Source organism: Micromonospora sp. NPDC047707, from assembly GCF_040704235.1.
Classification (GTDB): Bacteria; Actinomycetota; Actinomycetes; order Mycobacteriales; family Micromonosporaceae; genus Micromonospora.
This window is the reverse complement of sequence record NZ_JBEYSU010000004.1, coordinates 285,920-302,491: the sequence shown is the minus strand read 5'-3', so window position 1 is coordinate 302,491 and position 16,572 is coordinate 285,920. Positions and strand designations below refer to the sequence as shown.

General features: G+C 72.4%; 16 protein-coding genes. 2 read left to right on the top strand and 14 right to left on the bottom strand.

Annotation, left to right across the window (positions count from 1 at the left end; all coding sequences use genetic code 11):
- Positions 1–176 precede the first annotated feature (176 nt).
- The 10 genes from atpD to glyA form a co-directional block, all read right to left on the bottom strand.
- Positions 177–1,616, bottom strand: coding sequence for a F0F1 ATP synthase subunit beta (atpD, locus tag AB0873_RS06930; RefSeq protein WP_366598771.1), 1,440 nt, complete (start codon positions 1,614–1,616; stop codon positions 177–179).
- Positions 1,616–2,545, bottom strand: coding sequence for a F0F1 ATP synthase subunit gamma (locus tag AB0873_RS06925; RefSeq protein ID WP_366598770.1), 930 nt, complete (start codon positions 2,543–2,545; stop codon positions 1,616–1,618). The genes atpD and AB0873_RS06925 overlap by 1 nt, the downstream gene beginning before the upstream one ends.
- A gap of 2 nt (positions 2,546–2,547) precedes the next feature.
- Positions 2,548–4,200 (bottom strand): F0F1 ATP synthase subunit alpha, encoded by a 1,653-nt coding sequence (gene atpA, locus AB0873_RS06920; protein WP_155330523.1) that lies wholly within the window; start codon positions 4,198–4,200, stop codon positions 2,548–2,550.
- An 89-nt stretch (positions 4,201–4,289) separates the two neighbouring features.
- Entirely contained in the window at positions 4,290–5,111 is an 822-nt protein-coding gene (locus AB0873_RS06915; RefSeq protein WP_366598769.1) for a F0F1 ATP synthase subunit delta, read from the bottom strand.
- A complete protein-coding gene (locus tag AB0873_RS06910) occupies positions 5,111–5,650 on the bottom strand; it encodes a F0F1 ATP synthase subunit B (protein ID WP_155330521.1) in 540 nt (179 codons plus the stop codon). Before AB0873_RS06910 ends, AB0873_RS06915 begins: the two co-directional genes overlap by 1 nt.
- Before the next feature lie 30 nt (positions 5,651–5,680).
- Positions 5,681–5,923, bottom strand: coding sequence for an ATP synthase F0 subunit C (locus AB0873_RS06905; protein WP_155330520.1), 243 nt, complete (start codon positions 5,921–5,923; stop codon positions 5,681–5,683).
- Between the two features lie 69 nt (positions 5,924–5,992).
- Complete coding sequence (gene atpB / locus AB0873_RS06900; protein ID WP_155330519.1) at positions 5,993–6,790, bottom strand: F0F1 ATP synthase subunit A; 798 nt, start codon at positions 6,788–6,790, stop codon at positions 5,993–5,995.
- 11 nt (positions 6,791–6,801) lie between these two features.
- A complete protein-coding gene (locus AB0873_RS06895; protein WP_155330518.1) occupies positions 6,802–7,038 on the bottom strand; it encodes an AtpZ/AtpI family protein in 237 nt (78 codons plus the stop codon).
- 178 nt (positions 7,039–7,216) lie between these two features.
- Entirely contained in the window at positions 7,217–7,624 is a 408-nt protein-coding gene (locus AB0873_RS06890; RefSeq protein WP_155334060.1) for a hypothetical protein, read from the bottom strand.
- A 19-nt stretch (positions 7,625–7,643) separates the two neighbouring features.
- A complete protein-coding gene (gene glyA / locus AB0873_RS06885) occupies positions 7,644–8,936 on the bottom strand; it encodes a serine hydroxymethyltransferase (RefSeq protein ID WP_366598768.1) in 1,293 nt (430 codons plus the stop codon).
- A 35-nt stretch (positions 8,937–8,971) separates the two neighbouring features.
- Between glyA and AB0873_RS06880 the strand changes: the two genes are divergently transcribed.
- Positions 8,972–10,447, top strand: coding sequence for an SDR family oxidoreductase (locus AB0873_RS06880; protein ID WP_366598767.1), 1,476 nt, complete (start codon positions 8,972–8,974; stop codon positions 10,445–10,447).
- Positions 10,448–10,457: 10 nt separating this feature from the next.
- Here AB0873_RS06880 and AB0873_RS06875 read toward each other — a convergent pair whose 3' ends face one another.
- The 4 genes from AB0873_RS06875 to prmC form a co-directional block, all read right to left on the bottom strand.
- A complete protein-coding gene (locus AB0873_RS06875; RefSeq protein ID WP_366598766.1) occupies positions 10,458–12,569 on the bottom strand; it encodes a transglycosylase domain-containing protein in 2,112 nt (703 codons plus the stop codon).
- 93 nt (positions 12,570–12,662) lie between these two features.
- Positions 12,663–13,274, bottom strand: coding sequence for a phosphotyrosine protein phosphatase (locus AB0873_RS06870; protein WP_366598765.1), 612 nt, complete (start codon positions 13,272–13,274; stop codon positions 12,663–12,665).
- On the bottom strand, positions 13,275–13,919 hold the full coding sequence (locus AB0873_RS06865) for an L-threonylcarbamoyladenylate synthase (RefSeq protein WP_155334058.1): 645 nt from the start codon (positions 13,917–13,919) through the stop codon (positions 13,275–13,277).
- Positions 13,919–14,866, bottom strand: coding sequence for a peptide chain release factor N(5)-glutamine methyltransferase (gene prmC / locus AB0873_RS06860; RefSeq protein ID WP_366598764.1), 948 nt, complete (start codon positions 14,864–14,866; stop codon positions 13,919–13,921). Before prmC ends, AB0873_RS06865 begins: the two co-directional genes overlap by 1 nt.
- 73 nt (positions 14,867–14,939) lie before the next feature.
- On the opposite strand from prmC, the gene AB0873_RS06855 reads away from it, so the two are divergent.
- Entirely contained in the window at positions 14,940–16,490 is a 1,551-nt protein-coding gene (locus AB0873_RS06855; RefSeq protein ID WP_366598763.1) for a GGDEF domain-containing protein, read from the top strand.
- The last annotated feature ends 82 nt before the right edge of the window (positions 16,491–16,572 follow it).

Sequence of the window (16,572 nt, the reverse complement as noted above, 5' to 3'; positions counted from 1 at the left end):
GCAATCGGGGGAGCGCGCGCATGAACGGTACCTCGCGTGCCGCATGATCGCCGACCGCCTGGAACCGGGCAGCGGCGATGATAGGTCCTGAAGATGAACGAAAGGCCGCCCCGGCGTTAACCGGGACGGCCTTTCATGTCGTCGACGGGCGAGCCCGACGACGGTCGGCAGCGGGCTCAGCCCTGCGCCATCAGCTCCTTGGCCTTGCGCTCCAGGTCCTCCAGGCCGCCGCACATGAAGAAGGCCTGCTCGGGGAAGTGGTCGTACTCGCCCTCGCTGATCTTCTTGAACGCCTCGATGGTCTCCTTGATCGGGACCGTCGAGCCCGGCACGCCGGTGAACTGCTCGGCGGCGTAGGTGTTCTGCGACAGGAACCGCTCGATCCGCCGGGCGCGGCCGACGGTCAGCTTGTCCTCCTCGGAGAGCTCCTCGATACCGAGGATGGCGATGATGTCCTGCAGGTCCTTGTAGCGCTGCAGGATCCGCTTCACCTCGGTGGCCACCGCGAAGTGCTCCTGGCCGACGAACTCCGGGGCGAGGATCCGGGACGAGGACGCCAGCGGGTCCACGGCCGGGTAGATGCCCTTGTCGGAGATCGACCGCTCCAGGTTGGTGGTCGCGTCGAGGTGCGCGAACGTGGTGGCCGGCGCCGGGTCGGTGTAGTCGTCGGCGGGCACGTAGATCGCCTGCATCGAGGTGATGGCCTGGCCCCGGACGGAGGTGATCCGCTCCTGGAGCTCGCCCATCTCGTCGGCCAGGGTCGGCTGGTAACCCACGGCGCTCGGCATCCGGCCGAGCAGGGTGGACACCTCGGAACCGGCCTGGGTGAAGCGGAAGATGTTGTCGATGAAGAGCAGCACCTCCTGCTTCTGCACGTCGCGGAAGTACTCCGCCATGGTCAGCGCGGAGAGGGCGACGCGCAGCCGGGTGCCCGGCGGCTCGTCCATCTGGCCGTAGACCAGCGCGGTCTTGTCGATGACGCCGGACTCGGTCATCTCGGCGATGAGGTCGTTGCCCTCGCGGGTGCGCTCACCCACGCCGGCGAAGACCGAGGTACCACCGAAGTTGCGGGCGACCCGGGTGATCATCTCCTGGATGAGCACCGTCTTGCCCACGCCGGCACCGCCGAACAGGCCGATCTTGCCGCCCTTGACGTACGGGGCGAGCAGGTCGATGACCTTGATGCCGGTCTCCAGCATCTCGGTCTTCGGCTCCAGGTCCGCGAAGGCCGGGGCCTTGCGGTGGATCTGCCAGTGGTCGTCCGGGCTGAGCGTCTCGCCCTCGGTGAGGTTGAGGCACTCGCCGATCGCGTTGAACACGTGGCCCTTGACCGCGTCGCCCACCGGCACCTTGATCGGCGAGCCGGAGTCGCGCACCTCGGCGCCGCGGACCAGACCGTCGGTCGGCTGCATCGAGATGGCGCGGACCACGTTGTCACCCAGGTGCTGGGCGACCTCGAGGGTCAGCGTCTTCTCGCCGCCGGAGAGGGTCACGTCCACGTTCAGGGCGTTGAACAGGTCCGGCATGGCGTCGCGCGGGAACTCGGCGTCGACGACCGGGCCGATGACCCGGACCACGCGACCGGTGGCCGTCTTGGTCTCTACTGGGGCAGTCATCACACTTCACTTCCCGACGCGGCCAGCGCGTTCGCGCCGCCGACGATCTCGCTGATCTCCTGGGTGATCCCGGCCTGGCGGGCCGAGTTCATCTCGCGCGTGTACTTCTCGATCATCTCTTCGGCGTTGTCGGTGGCGCTCTTCATCGCCCGCCGCCGCGCCGCCGACTCGCTCGCCGCCGACTCCAGCAACGCCGCGTAGATCCGCGTGTTGATGTACTTCGGCAGCAGCGCGTCGAGCAGCGCCTCCGCCTCCGGCTCGAACTCGTACGCCGGGAGCAGGCCCTCGGACCGTGGCCGGTCCTCCACCTGCATCGGCCCGATGATCTTCGCGACCGGGTTCTGGGTCATCAGGGACTTGAACTCGGTGAAGACGATGTGCAGCTCGTCGACACCGAGCACGCCGTCCGCCCCCGCGTTGCCGTCCACGTCGTCCGCGCCGGCCGAGAACGCCTTGATCAGCGTCTCGCCCACCTCGCGGGCGTCGGCGAACGTCGGCTGCTCCGAGAAGCCCGTCCAGCTCGCCGCGATCTCCCGGTTACGGAACCGGTAGAACGACACGCCCTTGCGCCCGATGACGTAGAGCACCGGCTCCTTGCCGTCGGCCTTGAGCCGGGCGATCAGCGACTCGGCGGTCCTGATCGCGTTGGAGCTGTACCCGCCGGCCAGGCCCCGGTCGCTGGTGATCAGCAGGACACCGGCCCGCCGGACCTGGGGACGCGGCGTGAGCAACGGGTGGTCGATCCGCGCGTTGGACGCCAGCGCCGTGAGCACCCCGGTGATGGCCTGGGCGTACGGCAGCGACGCCTCCACCCGGGCCTGGGCCTTGGCGATACGGCTCGTCGCGACGAGCTCCATCGCCTTGGTGATCTTCTTCATCCCCTTCGCCGAGCGGATCCGCTGGCGAAGGACGCGCACCTGGGCGGCCATCGTCAGCTCTCAGCCGGGCGGTCGGTCGTGCTCTCGCGGAACCGGGTCACCGTCTCGCGGCTCTCCTCGCCCTCCAGCGGCTGGGCCGCGGGCTCGTTGATCCGCCGCTCCTCCTCCTTGCCGAGGAAGAGCTTCTTGAACTCGGTGATCGCCGAGTCGAGCGACCCGACGATCTCGTCGTCCCACTTGTTGTCCGCGATCGCCGCCAGGACGCCCTCGTGCTTGTGGCGCAGGTACTGGAGGAACTCGGACTCGAAACGCCGGATCTCGCCGACCGGGATGTCGTCCAGCTTGCCCTCGGTGCCGGCCCAGACCGAGACGACCTGCTCCTGCACCGGGTACGGCGAGTAGTTCGGCTGCTTGAGCAGCTCGACCAGGCGGGAACCGCGCTCCAGCTGGGCCCGGGAGGCCTTGTCCAGATCGGAGGCGAAGGCGGCGAACGCCTCCAGCTCGCGGTACTGGGCCAGGTTGAGCCGCAGCGAACCGGCGACCTTCTTCATCGGCTTCACCTGCGCGGCGCCACCGACCCGGGAGACCGAGGTGCCGACGTTGATGGCCGGCCGGACGCCCTGGTTGAACAGGTCGGTCTCGAGGAAGATCTGGCCGTCGGTGATGGAGATGACGTTGGTCGGGATGAACGCCGAGATGTCGTTCGCCTTGGTCTCGATGATCGGCAGACCGGTCATCGAGCCGCCGCCCATCTCGTCCGAGAGCTTCGCGCAGCGCTCCAGCAGGCGGGAGTGCAGGTAGAAGACGTCACCCGGGTACGCCTCACGGCCCGGCGGGCGACGCAGCAGCAGCGACACGGCCCGGTACGCCTCGGCCTGCTTGCTCAGGTCGTCGAAGACGATCAGGACGTGCTTGCCGCCGTACATCCAGTGCTGCCCGATCGACGAGCCGGTGTACGGGGCGAGGTACTTGAAGCCGGCCGGGTCGGAGGCCGGCGAGGCGACGATGGTGGTGTACTCCATCGCACCCGCCTCCTCCAGGATGCCCTTGATCGAGGCGATCGTGGAGGCCTTCTGACCCACGGCGACGTAGATGCAGCGGACCTGCTTCGTCGGGTCGCCGGAGCGCCAGTTGTCGCGCTGGTTGAGGATGGTGTCCAGGGCGACCGTGGTCTTGCCGGTCTTCCGGTCACCGATGATCAGCTGCCGCTGGCCCCGGCCGACCGGGGTCATCGCGTCGACGGCCTTGATGCCGGTCTGCATCGGCTCGAAGACGGACTGGCGGGCCATCACGTTCGGGGCCTGGAGCTCCAGCTCGCGGTAGCCCTCGTTCGGGATGTCGCCGAGACCGTCGATCGGCTGGCCGAGCGCGTTGACCACGCGGCCGAGGAAGGCGTCGCCGACCGGCACCGAGAGCACCCGCTCGGTGCGCTTGACGCGCTGGCCCTCCTCGATCCCGGCGAAGTCACCGAGGACGACGACACCGATCTCCCGGACGTCGAGGTTCAGCGCCACACCGAGGGTGCCGTCCTCGAACTCCAGGAGCTCGTTGGTCATGGTCGAGGGAAGGCCCTCGACGTGGGCGATGCCGTCGCCGGCGTCAGCGACGGTGCCGACCTCCTCGCGGGAGACGCCGGCCGTGTAGGAGGAGACGTAGCGCTCCAGGGCGCCGCGGATCTCCTCCGTCGAGATGGTCAGCTCGGCCATCCTCTGCTTCCTTAAGTTTCAGGGCCCGGGATACCTAGTACCGACCGGTCCGAATGGCGTCTAGTCAGGGCGCTGCGCGGCGGGGCCGCTCAGCGCTTCGCGAGCGCGTTGCGGGTCTCGTTGAGGCGGCGCAGGACGGTGCCGTCGTACAGGTCGGAGCCGACCCGCACGCTCACCCCACCGAGCACCTCCGGGTCCACCGTCTGCTTGACGGAAACCTCTCGACCGTACATCTCGGAGAGGCGGGCGCCGAGGCGTCGCTCCTCCTCGTCACTCAGCGGGGCCGCGACGGTCACGTACGCGACCTGCCGGTCCCGCCGGTCGGCGGCCAGCTCGACCAGCCGGGTGAGCGCGCCGACGAACGAGCGCCCCCCGAACCCGCCGAGGGCCACCTCGACGAGGCGGACGGTGACCGGACGGGCCTTGCCGGCCAGCAGCTCGCGGGCCAGCTCGGCGCGCTGGGCGACCGGGGCGATCGGGTCGGAGAGCGCGTTGGAGAGCGCCGACTGGCCGGCGACGACCTGACCGAAGCGGAACAGCTCGTCCTCGACCTCGCCCAGGTCCCCCGCCTTGTCGGCGGCGGACAGCAGGGCCTCGACACCGAGCCGCTCGGTGCCGTCGAGGAGCTCCGACGGGGCCGACCAGCGACCGGAGACCAGCGCGGTCAGCAGGTCGAGCGCACCCGCGCCGACCTTGCCGCCCAGGATCCCGGTGAGCAGACCGGCGCGGTCCGCACCGGAGCGGGCCGGGTCGGAGAGCGCCCGGCGCAGCCGCGGCTCCCGCCGCAGCAGGTCGGCGACGGAGAGGAGCTCGTCGGCGGTGGAGGCCACCGCCGACGGCTCCGCGCCACGGACGTACGCGTCGAGGCGCTCGGCCGCGACCTTGTACGACTCCCGGCTGGCGGCCTGCATCAGCGGGCCCCCGCGCTCTCGAGACCGCTCAGGAACCGGTCGACGGTGCCCTTGCGACGCGCCTCGTCGGCGAGCGACTCACCGACGATCTTGCTGGCCAGGTCCACCGCGAGGGTGCCGACCTCGGTGCGCAGCTCGCGCACGATGGTGGCGCGCTCGGCGGCGAGCTGCTCCTTGCCGGCGGCGATGATCCGGTCGGACTCCTCCCGCGCCTTGGCGAGGATGTCCTGGCGGATGCCCTCCGCGTCGGCCCGGGCGTCGTCCCGGATCTTGGCGGCGTCGGTACGCGCCTCGGCGAGCTGCGCCCGGTACTGCTCGAGCAGCTGGTTCGCCTCGGCCTGCGCGGCCTCGGCGCGCTTGATGCCACCCTCGATCGCGTCGACCCGCGCCTGGAACGTCTGCTCCATGCGGGGGAAGACGAACTTCATCAGCACGACGGCGAGCAGGATGAAGGCGATGCCACCGACAACGATCTCCTGCCAGATCGGAATGATCGGGTTGTGGGCGGACTCACCACCCTCAGCGGCGAGGTAGAACATGGAAGACCTCCCGGTCAGAGGGGGGCGAAATTACTGGATCGGGCCCTGCCAGATGAAGCCGAACGCGATACCCAGCAGCGCGAGCGCCTCGATGACGGCGAAGCCGATCCAGACGTACGGCAGGGTCATCCGGGACGACTCCGGCTGGCGGGCGGTCGACTGGATGTAGGCGGCGAAGACCAGGCCGACGCCGATGCCGGGGCCGATGGCGGCGAGGCCGTAGCCGATGGCGGCGGTGCTGCCCTCTACCGCGGCGAGAACGCTAGCGTCCATTGGTGTGGTTCCTCCTGGTTATCACGCGTGACGGTCACGCGGGACGACAACGGGTTGGTGCTGGGTGGATCAGTGTTCCTCGGCGAGCGCGCCCTGGACGTAGCTCGCGGTCAGGACCGTGAAGACGTAGGCCTGCAGGACGATCACCAGGAACTCGAGGAAGGTGAGCGCGACGGTCATCGCCCAGGACAGCACCGAGACCGGCGCCAGCCAGACATTGGCGTTCAGCATCGCGAAGCCGCCGAGCGTGAAGACCAGCAGGAGCATGTGGCCGGCGAACATGTTCGCGAAGAGACGGACGGCCAGCGAGAACGGCCGGACGAGGAAGGTCGAGAAGAACTCGATCGGGATCAGCAGCGGCAGGATGTACCAGGGCGCCGGCGGGATCAGTGAATTCTTGAAGAACTTCCCGGCGCCGTGGTGGCGGATGCCGACCCAGATGAACATCACGTAGCTGATCACGGCGAGGAACGCCGGGAAGGCGATGTGCGAGTTCGGCGAGATCTGCAGGAACGGAACGATCGCGAAGAAGTTGGTCAGCAGGATGAAGCAGAAGAGCGTGGTGAAGTACGGCGCGAACCGCACCCCCGCGTGCCCGATCATGTCGACCGCGATGTTGTTCCGCACGAAGCCGTAGATCGACTCGGCGTACCACTGCTTCTTCGTCGGCACCAGCTGCGGGTTCCGGTAGCTGGCCAGGAAGAAGATGATCAGGACGCCGACGGCGAGCCACACCATCGCCGTGATCTTGGTGAACCAGTAGGAGTTCTCCGCACCCCACGGCAGGATGCTGGGCAGGTAGAAGTCCTCCACGCTGGGAGGGAATACCGCCTCGCCCTGTGCCAGGACGTTCGCCTGTCCGAACACCGCGTCCCTTCCTATTTAGGCGTGCCGAGCTTGCGGACGACCAGGATGATCCCCCCGGCCATGCCGAGCACGACGCCGATCCCGGTGGCGACGCCACCGGTGCCGAGCCACCGGTCGACCAGCCAGCCGATGACCCCCCACACGAGCATGCCCGCGATCAGGTAGGAGAGCGCGGTCCAACCCTGGCCGGCACCGGACGGAACATCGTCCGGGCCGCCGCTGGGTCGGGGGGTTTGGTCACCAGCCATGACGGGGCGAACGATATCAGCCGGGAAGACGAGGCTGTGCCTCACCCCCCGCACAACCGTCGTTGTGTGGGCGTCCGGCGGGCAGCGTCGTCTGTGGGCACGCTACTCCCGTTCGGCCAGCCAGGAAATGACCCATGCCGGACACATTTTGCCGGCGTCCGAGGTGTGGGACGGCGACCTAGCGTGACCGGCGAGCGTGGACGGTCGTCAGCCACCAGATGTGCACGCCGGTCCAGACCACCACGCCGGCGGCGATGCCGAGGCAGAGCGGGACCAGCCCGGCCCAACCGGTCGAGGCCACGCCGACCATCACCACGCCGAGCAAGGTGAACTTGGCCGCGTACAGGCCCAGGCCGAACGGCAGCACGAGTTGCGGGTTGACGCTGTCGGCCCAGGCCAGCACGACGGTGGTGAGGGTGTAGCTGGCGGCGGTCACACCCACCCCGAGCGCGGCGCCGAGAGCCGCGTCGGGGCCGCCGGTCAGCGCGCCGACCACCGCGGCCGCCGCCGCGAGCAGGCCGGTCGCCGCGAGCAGCAGCGGCAGGTGCCGCAGGCGCCACCGCCGGTCGCCGCCCGTCCGCGCCACCGGCTCGCGCACCCCGCGCTCAGCCACGGGGGTACGCCGGGAAGGCCCCGACCATCTCGGTCACCTCGGCCGCCACCCGGCGCAGCGCGTCGCCGCCGCCCGGGGCCTCCGGATCGGTGCGCACCGCGCGCGCGATCAGGTCGGCCACCCGCCGCATCTCCGGCTCGCCCATGCCCTGGGTGGTGACGCTCGGCGTGCCGACCCGGATCCCGGAGGCGGTCATCGGCTTCTGCGGGTCGTACGGGATGGCGTTCTTGTTGAGCGTGATGCCGGCGGCGTCGCAGCGGGCCTCGGCCTGGGCGCCGGTCACGCCGACCTCGCGCAGGTCGAGCAGGGCGAGGTGGGTGTCGGTACCGCCGGAGACCGGACGCATCCCCTCGTCGGCGAGACCGGCCGCGAGCGCCTGGGCGTTGCGGACCACCTGGGCGGCGTACGCCCGGAACGCCGGCTGGGCGGCCTCGCGCAGCGCGACCGCCTTCGCCGCGACGGCGTGCATCAGCGGGCCGCCCTGGGTGAACGGGAAGACGGCCTTGTCGATCCGCTGGGCCAGCGGCTCCCGGCAGAGGATCATGCCGCCGCGCGGGCCGCGCAGCACCTTGTGGGTGGTGAGGCAGACGACGTCGGCGTACGGCACCGGCGACGGGATGGCCCCGCCGGCCACCAGGCCGATGAAGTGGGCGGCGTCCACCATCAGGTACGCGTCGACCTCGTCGGCGATCTCGCGGAAGCGCGCGAAGTCGATCAGCCGGGGATACGCCGTCGCCCCGCAGATGATCATCTTGGGTCGGTGGGCGAGCGCCAGGTCGCGCACCTCGTCGTAGTCGATCAGCTCGGTGTCCCGGTGGACGGTGTAGCCGACCGTGGCGAACCACTTGCCGGAGAAGTTCACCCGGCTGCCGTGGGTGAGGTGACCGCCGTGCGGCAGGTCCATGGCGAGCACGGTGTCCCCCGGCTGGACCAGCGCGGCGTACGCGGCCAGGTTGGCGCTCGCGCCGGAGTGCGGCTGGAGGTTGGCGTGCTCGGCGCCGAACAGCTCCTTCGCCCGGGCGATCGCGATCTCCTCGGCGCGGTCCACCTCCGCGCAGCCGCCGTAGTAGCGGCGGCCGGGGTAGCCCTCGGCGTACTTGTTGGTCAGCGTCGAACCGAGCGCCGCGAGCACGGCCGGGGAGGTCAGGTTCTCGCTGGCGATCAGCTGGAGGCCGCCGCGCAGCCGGGCCAGCTCGCCGAGCACGACGTCGGCGATCTCCGGGTCGGTCGCCCGCAGCTGGTCGAAGTCCGGCCCCCAGAAGGTCGGCGTCCTCTCGATGTCCACAGCGCCAGAGTCTATTGGGCCGCAGACTGGAGGCCGTGCGATGCCTGGTGACCGGAGCGACGGGGTACATCGGCGGGCGGCTGGCGCCCCGCTTGCTGGAAGAGGGGCACACCGTACGCTGCCTGGCCCGCAAGGCCGGACGGCTGCGGGACGTGCCGTGGGCGTCCCGGGCCGAGATCACCGAGGGTGACCTGCGCAGGCCGGACACGCTGGCCGCCGCGTTCGACGGGGTCGATGTCGCGTACTACCTGGTGCACTCGCTCGGCCAGTCCGGGTTCGAGGCCGCCGACCGGGAGGCGGCCACGCACTTCGCCGAGGCGGCGCGCGCCGCGGGCGTACACCGGATCGTCTACCTGGGCGGGCCGGAGCCGGCGGCGGAGGCGGGCGTCTCCTCCCCCCACCTGCGCTCGCGGGCCGAGGTGGGGCGGATCCTGCTGGCGAGCGGGGTGCCGACGGTGGTGCTGCGGGCCGCGGTGATCATCGGGTCCGGATCGGCCTCGTTCGAGATGCTGCGCTACCTGACCGAGCGGCTGCCGGGCATGGTCGCGCCGCGCTGGGTGCGCAACCAGATCCAACCGATCGCCGTCCGGGACGTGCTGCGTTACCTGGTCGGCTGCGCGACCCTGCCGCCGGAGGTGAACCGGGCCTTCGACATCGGCGGGCCCGATGTGCTGACCTTCCATGACATGATGCAGCGGTACGCCCGGGTGGCCGGGCTGCGCCGGCGGATCATCCTGCCGGTGCGCGCGCTCACCCCGTCCCTCTCCTCGTACTGGGTCGGCTGGGTCACCCCGGTGCCCAGCTCCATCGCCCGGCCGCTGGTGGAGAGCCTGATCCACGAGGCGGTGGCGCGCGAGCAGGACATCGCGGCCTACGTGCCCGACCCGCCGGAAGGGCTGACCGGCTTCGACCAGGCGGTCGCCCTGGCGCTGGCGAAGGTGCGCGACGCGCAGGTCGAGACCCGCTGGTCCACCGCGAGCGGGCCGGACGCGCCGGCCGAACCGCTGCCCACCGACCCGAAGTGGTCCGGCGGCACCGCCTACACCGACGTCCGGGAGCGGACGGTCGATGCTCCGCCGGAGCGGCTGTGGCAGGTGATCGAGGGCGTCGGCGGCGAGCACGGCTGGTACTCGTTCCCGCTGGCCTGGTCGGTGCGCGGCTGGCTGGACCGGCTGATCGGCGGGGTGGGCCTGCGCCGGGGCCGGCGCGACCCGCACCGCCTCCAGGTCGGCGAGGCGCTGGACTTCTGGCGGGTGGAGGAGATCGTCCCCGGCGAACTGCTGCGGCTGCGCGCCGAGATGCGGCTGCCCGGCCGCGCCTGGCTGGAGATGCGGGCGACACCGGCCGGCGACGGCCGGAGCCGGTACCACCAGCGGGCGGTGTTCCTGCCGCGCGGCCTGTCCGGTCACGCGTACTGGGGCGCGGTGGCGCCGTTCCACGCGGTGGTCTTCGGTGGGATGGCCCGCAACATCGCCAAGGGCGCCGAGACCGCCGACCCCGCCCGCCGGTGACCCGGGCCCGCTAGTCGCCGGTCCGGGCGCCGGTGATCTCGTGGGCGGTCACCTCGCTCGGTGGGACGAAGTCGCGCACCGGCTGCCCGCGCAGGGCGAACGACATCAGCTCCGCCACCGCGTCCACCATCCGCGCCTGCACCGTCTTGCCGACCGCGTCCCGCGGGTCGTCCGGGTTGGTGGCGATGGCGGCCACCGCCAGCTGCGGGGTGACGGCGACGACGGTCTCCGTGCCGTACCCCTCCGAGCTGCCGGTCTTCCCGGCGACCGGGCGGCCCAGCTTCTCCCGCAGGCCCTCCGCGGTGCCGCCGTCACAGCCCCGGTACATCGACCGGTCGCCGACCGGGCAGCGCGCCGCGTCCGCCGCCGCCCGGGCCACGTCCCGGTCCACCACCTGGCGGCAGTCCGGCTGGGCGGCGGCGACCGGACGCCCGGCGGCGTCGGTGATCGACACCACCGGCAGCGGCGCGCACCAGCTCCCCTCCGCCGCCACCGTGGCGTACGCGTTCGCCAGGTCCAGCGGCGTGGTCGCCGAGACGCCGAGGGTGAACGGCCCCCACTCGCGGGCCCCGTGCCGGGCCAGCCGGGCGTCGTCCTCGGCCCGGAACACGATGCCGAGCCGCTCGGCCATCTCCACCACCCGGTCGGCGCCGACCCGTTCGGTGAGCCAGGCGAAGTACGTGTTGACCGACCGGCCGAACGCGCTCCACATGGTGTGCCGGCCGTCCATGGACGAGTTGGCGTTACGCGGGCACCAGTACCCGTCGCAGCTCCCCGGGCCGCTCGCCGGGTAGTCGGTGAGGATCCGCTCGGGTGCGTCGTACTCGGTGTCCAGCGGCAGGCCCGACTCCAGCGCGGCCAGCACGGTGAACAGCTTGAAGGTGCTGCCGGCCTGGTAGCCCTGGATCGCCCCGCCGCCGGCAACCAGCTGGTTGACCGTGTTCGGGTGGTTCTTCCACCCGCGCGGGTTGGCCTCCACGCTGTAGTTCCGGTTCACCGCCATGGCCAGCACCCGCCCGGTGCCGGGCTGGACCACCGCGGTCGGCATGGCGTACCGGTCGTCCGTCGCGTAGATCCGCCGCACCTGCTCCATCGCGGTCCGCTGCACCGCCGGGTTGAGCGACGCCACGATCGAGTACCCGCCCCGCCGCAGGGCGAGCTGCCGCTCGTCGACCGTCGACCCGAACGCCTCCTGCGAGTTCCACCAGCGCGTGAACCAGTCGCAGAAGTAGCCCCAGTCCTGGTGCGCCTCGGGCACCGCCGTGCAGTCGTTCGGCGTCTCGCTGGTGCGCAGGGCGAGCGGCTGGGCCTTCGCGGCGGCGGCCTGGGCGGCCGGGACCTGGCCGGACTCCACCATCTGGTCCAGCACGTACCCCCGGCGCCGCAGCGCGGCGTCCGCGTCGCCGTTGATCGGGTCGTCGCTGTGCGGCGAACGGAGCAGCCCGGCCAGCAACGCCGACTCGGCCAGCGTCAGGTCGGCCGGCGACTTGGAGAAGTAGCGCTTGCTCGCCGCCGCCACCCCGTACGCCCCGGCGCCGAAGTACGCGATGTTGAGGTAGCGGGAGAGGATCTCGTCCTTGCTCAGCTCGCGTTCCAGGGCGAGCGCGTACCGCATCTCCTGGACCTTGCGGGTGGTGCTCACCTCCGTGGCCGCGCGGCGCTGACGCTCGGTCAACCGCGGGTCGTTGGAGAGCACGTTACGGACGTACTGCATGGTCAGGGTCGAGGCGCCCTGCCGCGTCGTGCCGCCGCTCCGGTTGACGGTGAACGCCCGGACGACGCCGCGCAGGTCCACCCCGCTGTGCTCGTGGAAGCGCACGTCCTCGGCGGCGACGATCGCCTGGCGCATGACCGGGGCCACCTCCGCCAGCGGCACGTCCACCCGGTCCTCCTGGTAGAAGGAGGTGATCAGGGTGGTGCCGTCGGCGGCGTACAGGTTGGACCGCTGCGCGCTCGGCGGCGTCCGCAGCGTGTTGGGCAGCTCCGAGTAGGGCGCGGCGAGCGCCGAGAACCCCACTCCGAACACCAGCGCGGCCGGTAGGGCCGCCGCCGCGAGCACGAGGCCGGCCAGGACGCCGGCCAGCAGGATGGTCAGGAGCTTGTCGAGGTGTGCCCGGGTCATCAGCTCTCCCCGCAGGAGCCGTCAGGACCCACACAGAATGACCTGAATGCGCCTCTTGTCCGCATCGTTCGGCGGACGGGTAACCCGGGTGGGTTACGGGAGCAACGCCGCCGCCAACGGGTGGACGGTCTCCTCGATCTCGTCGGCGACCCGGCTGAAGCACTGGTCGCCACGACCCCACGGGTCGTCGAGGTCGTCGGTGGTCAGCGGGGTGGCGCCCGCCCGGGCGGCGTGGACCGCCTCGACCAGAGCCACGCCCCGCGCGTACACGGCGTCCGGGGTCACGTCGGCCGCCGGCAGGCCGGCCGGATCCGACGCGGCGAGCAGGCGGCCGAACTCGCCCAGCACGAAGGTGCGCGCCGACGCGTCCGGGCGCAGCGCCACCACGTACTCCTGCTGGTCGGCCGTCGCGGTGAGCACGAGGTCGGCGGCGTCGATGTGGTCGGAGCGGAGCTTGCGCGCGGCGAAACCCTCGGCGCTGCCGCCGCGGGCGGCGACCTGCCGGGCGGCCGGCGGGTTCATCTCCTCGCCGGCGTGCCAGCCGCCGGTGCCGGCGCTGTGGCTGTGCAGCAGGTCGTCCGCGCGGCCCGGGTCCGCCCCGCGCCGCTCCAGCCGCTCCCGGACGGCCAGGGTCAACAGCCGCTCCGCCATCGGCGAGCGGCAGATGTTGCCCATGCACACGTGCAGCACGGTGAACGGAGGCACTCAGGCCACCCGGCTCTCGGCGATGTCCGGCACCACGTCGCGCAGCTTCTCCAGCCCGATGGCGCCCGCGCGGACCAACTGGGGCACCTCGCCGGTGAGATCCACGATCGTGCTCGGCACCGGGTCGACCGCGGGCCCGGCCTCCAGGTAGGCACGCACCGAGTAGGCGAGCTGGTCCCGTGCCGCCTCGGCCGTCGTCGCGGCGGCCAGGCCGGCCTTGTTGGCCGAAGCGACCGCCATCGGGCCGGTCTCCCGGAGCACCTCCAGCGCCACCGGATGCAGGGGCATCCGCACCGCGACCGTGCCCGAGGTCTCCCCCAGGTCCCACCGAAGGCTGGGCGAGTGCTCGACCACGATGGTCAGCGGGCCCGGCCAGAACGCCTCGACCAGGTCCCGGGCCGCCCGCGGCAGGGAGAAGACCAGGCCGTCCAGCGTGTGCCGGGAACCGATCAGCACCGGCGGCGGGGCCGGCCGGCCACCCTTCGCGTCGAGCAGGGCCTTGACCGCGTACGGCGTGAACGCGTCCGCGCCGATCCCGTAGACCGTGTCGGTCGGCAGCACGACCAGCTCGCCGTTCTTGACCGCCTCGATGGCCGCAGCGATGCCGCGGTCCCGGTCGGCGGGCGACCGGCAGTCGTAGAGCATCACGAGGATGCAGTCTGCCACGCCGGGCCAGCGGCGGCGTGCGGGCCGTCCGCACGCCGGGACGCGGTGGCGAAGCGGGGCCGGCCGGCGAGATCGGCGTGATCGGCGATCGAGGCGTACCGGCCGGCCCCGGCGAGCAGCCGGGGCACCGCCTCGCCGTGCGTGTCGTCGTGCTCGATCCCGAGCACGCCGCCGGGACGCAGCAGCACCGCCGCCCGGGCCACCACCGGCCGGATCACCGCCAGGCCGTCGCCGCCGCCGAACACGGCGTTCGCCGGGTCGTGCCGACCCACCTCGGGCGGCACGACGACGTCCGCCGGCACGTACGGCGGGTTGCAGAGCAGCACGTCCACCCGGCCCGCCAGGTCGGCGAGGAGGTCCGGCGCGGTGACGTCGGCCGCCACCACCTCGATCGGCCGGTCCCCCGCTGCGGCCCGGTCCGCCGCGTTGCGCCGCAGCCAGGACAGCGCCCCCGATGCCCCCTCCACCGCCACCACACGCGCCGCCGGCACCTCCTGCGCGACCGCGAGGGCGATCGCGCCGGACCCGCTGCACAGGTCCACGACCAGCGGCTCCGGGATCCGTCGCGCCTGGTCGACGCCCCAACCGGCGAGCAGTTCCGTCTCCGGCCGGGGCACGAAGACGCCCGGCCCGACCGCCAGCTCCAGGTGCCGGAACCCGGCGGTGCCGGTGAGGTGCTGCAACGGCTCCCGGTCGGCCCGCCGGGCCACCAGCGCGTCGAACCGGTCGCGCTGGGCCCGGCTGAAACCGTCGGCCAGCGCCAGCCGCCCCCGCGACACCCCCAGCACGTACGCGGCCAGCAGCTCGGCCTCGGCGCGCGCACCCTCGACACCGGCGTCGGCGAGTATGCGGGCCGCCCGCGCCACCGCCACGGTGGGGCGCTCCCGGTTCGTCCCTTCGGACGGCTGTTGCGGCAGGGTGCTCACGAGATAATCATGAAGCGTCGCGGAGCCCACCACGAGCTGGTGCGGCCAGGCGCACACCGACGGGAGGTCAGGCGTGGGTTGGCTCGACCGGGTCGGCGACCAGGTTGACGCCCTGACCCGGGCACGGGCGCTGCAGGAGTCGAGTCGTTCCGCCGAGGCGTACACCGTCCTCGACCAGGTGCTCGCCACCACCGCCGACCCGTACGCCCGGGCCGACGCGCTGGTGCAGCGCCTCTCCGCGGTGCTCAACCTGGGCCGCACGGCCGAGTACACGAGGGCCATCGAGAAGGCCACCACCGCCGTCCGCGATCTCGCGGAGCCGTACCTGCACGGGCACCTGAACGCGCTCGCCGCGCTCGCCGCTCACCACCAGGGCGCGCTGGACCGCTGCGTCACCCACCTGGTGCGGGCCGCCCGCGCACTGGGTTCCGTGGAGGACCCGGACCGGGACACCGCGTGGGGCTGGCACGACCTGGCGATGGCCTACTCCTACCTGAGTTTCCACGGGTACGCCCTCGGCGCGATCGAGCGCGCGCGCCAGCTCGGGCTCGCCGCCGGCATCCCGGAGGAGACGTTCGCCGCCCCCGGCATCCGGCTGCGCAACGCCGTCGCGCTGGACCACCACGGCGACAGCGACGGCTGCCTGCGGGTGCTCCGGGACGTGGCCGGTGACCTGGAGCGCTTCCTGCGGGCGGGACGGGCCGGCCGGCTGCGCCCGAGCAGCCTCGCCGCGTACGGCTACGCGGCCGCACGCCGGGCGTCCCTGGGCGACCGGCTGGAGGTCGAGACGGACGCGGCCCCCGCCCGGCTGCTCGGCCACGGCGGTGACAGTTCCCGGGCCCGGGACATGCGCCAGCTCGGGCAGGTGTGCCTGGCCATCGCCGTGGGACGCCCGATCGAGGCGGTCACCCGGCTGGACGGCGTCCAGGTCTCCACGGAGACGCTGGGCGCGGCCGAGCCGGCCCGGCTGCGCAGCATCGCCCTCGGCCGCGCCGGCGACCACGCGGCCGCGCACCGGGCCGACCGGCTGGCCTTCCGGCTCGCCGCGCAACGCAACGACCGCCTCCGGGACGTCTACATCGACGGCATCGCCGCCCGCATCGACCACGAGGACCTGCGCCGCGAGGCGGCCCGCTTCGAGGGCGAGGCGCTGTCCGACCCGCTGACCGGCCTGCCGAACCGGCGCCGGTTGGAGCGGTACATCGCCGCCGTGGTCGCCCGGGGCGAGCGGGTGGTGATCGGCGTGTGCGACCTGGACGGCTTCAAGGCGGTGAACACCCGGCACGGGCACCACTCCGGCGACCTGGTCCTGCAACGCGTCGCCGGGGTGGTCAACCGGGTGATGCGCCGGGGCGACTTCGTGGCCCGCTACGGCGGGGACGAGTTCGTCGTGGTGCTGTCCGGCGCGGGCATGGCCGAGGCGGCCGACGTGGCCCGCCGCATCGAGAGCGCCGTCCGGGCGGAGGACTGGGAGTCGCTGGTCCCCGGCACGCCGGTCGGGGTCAGCATCGGCTTCGCCGAGGTGAACGCCACCGGGCCGGGCCCGCACGACGCCCTCGGCGCCGCCTTCGAGGCCGCCGACCGGGCGATGCTGATCGCGAAGAGCCGCCCCCGCGCGTCCTGACCGCCCCGCGCGTCCTGACCGCCCCGCGCGTCCTGACCGCCCCGCGCGTCCTGACCGCCCCGCGCGCCGCTGACCGCCCCGC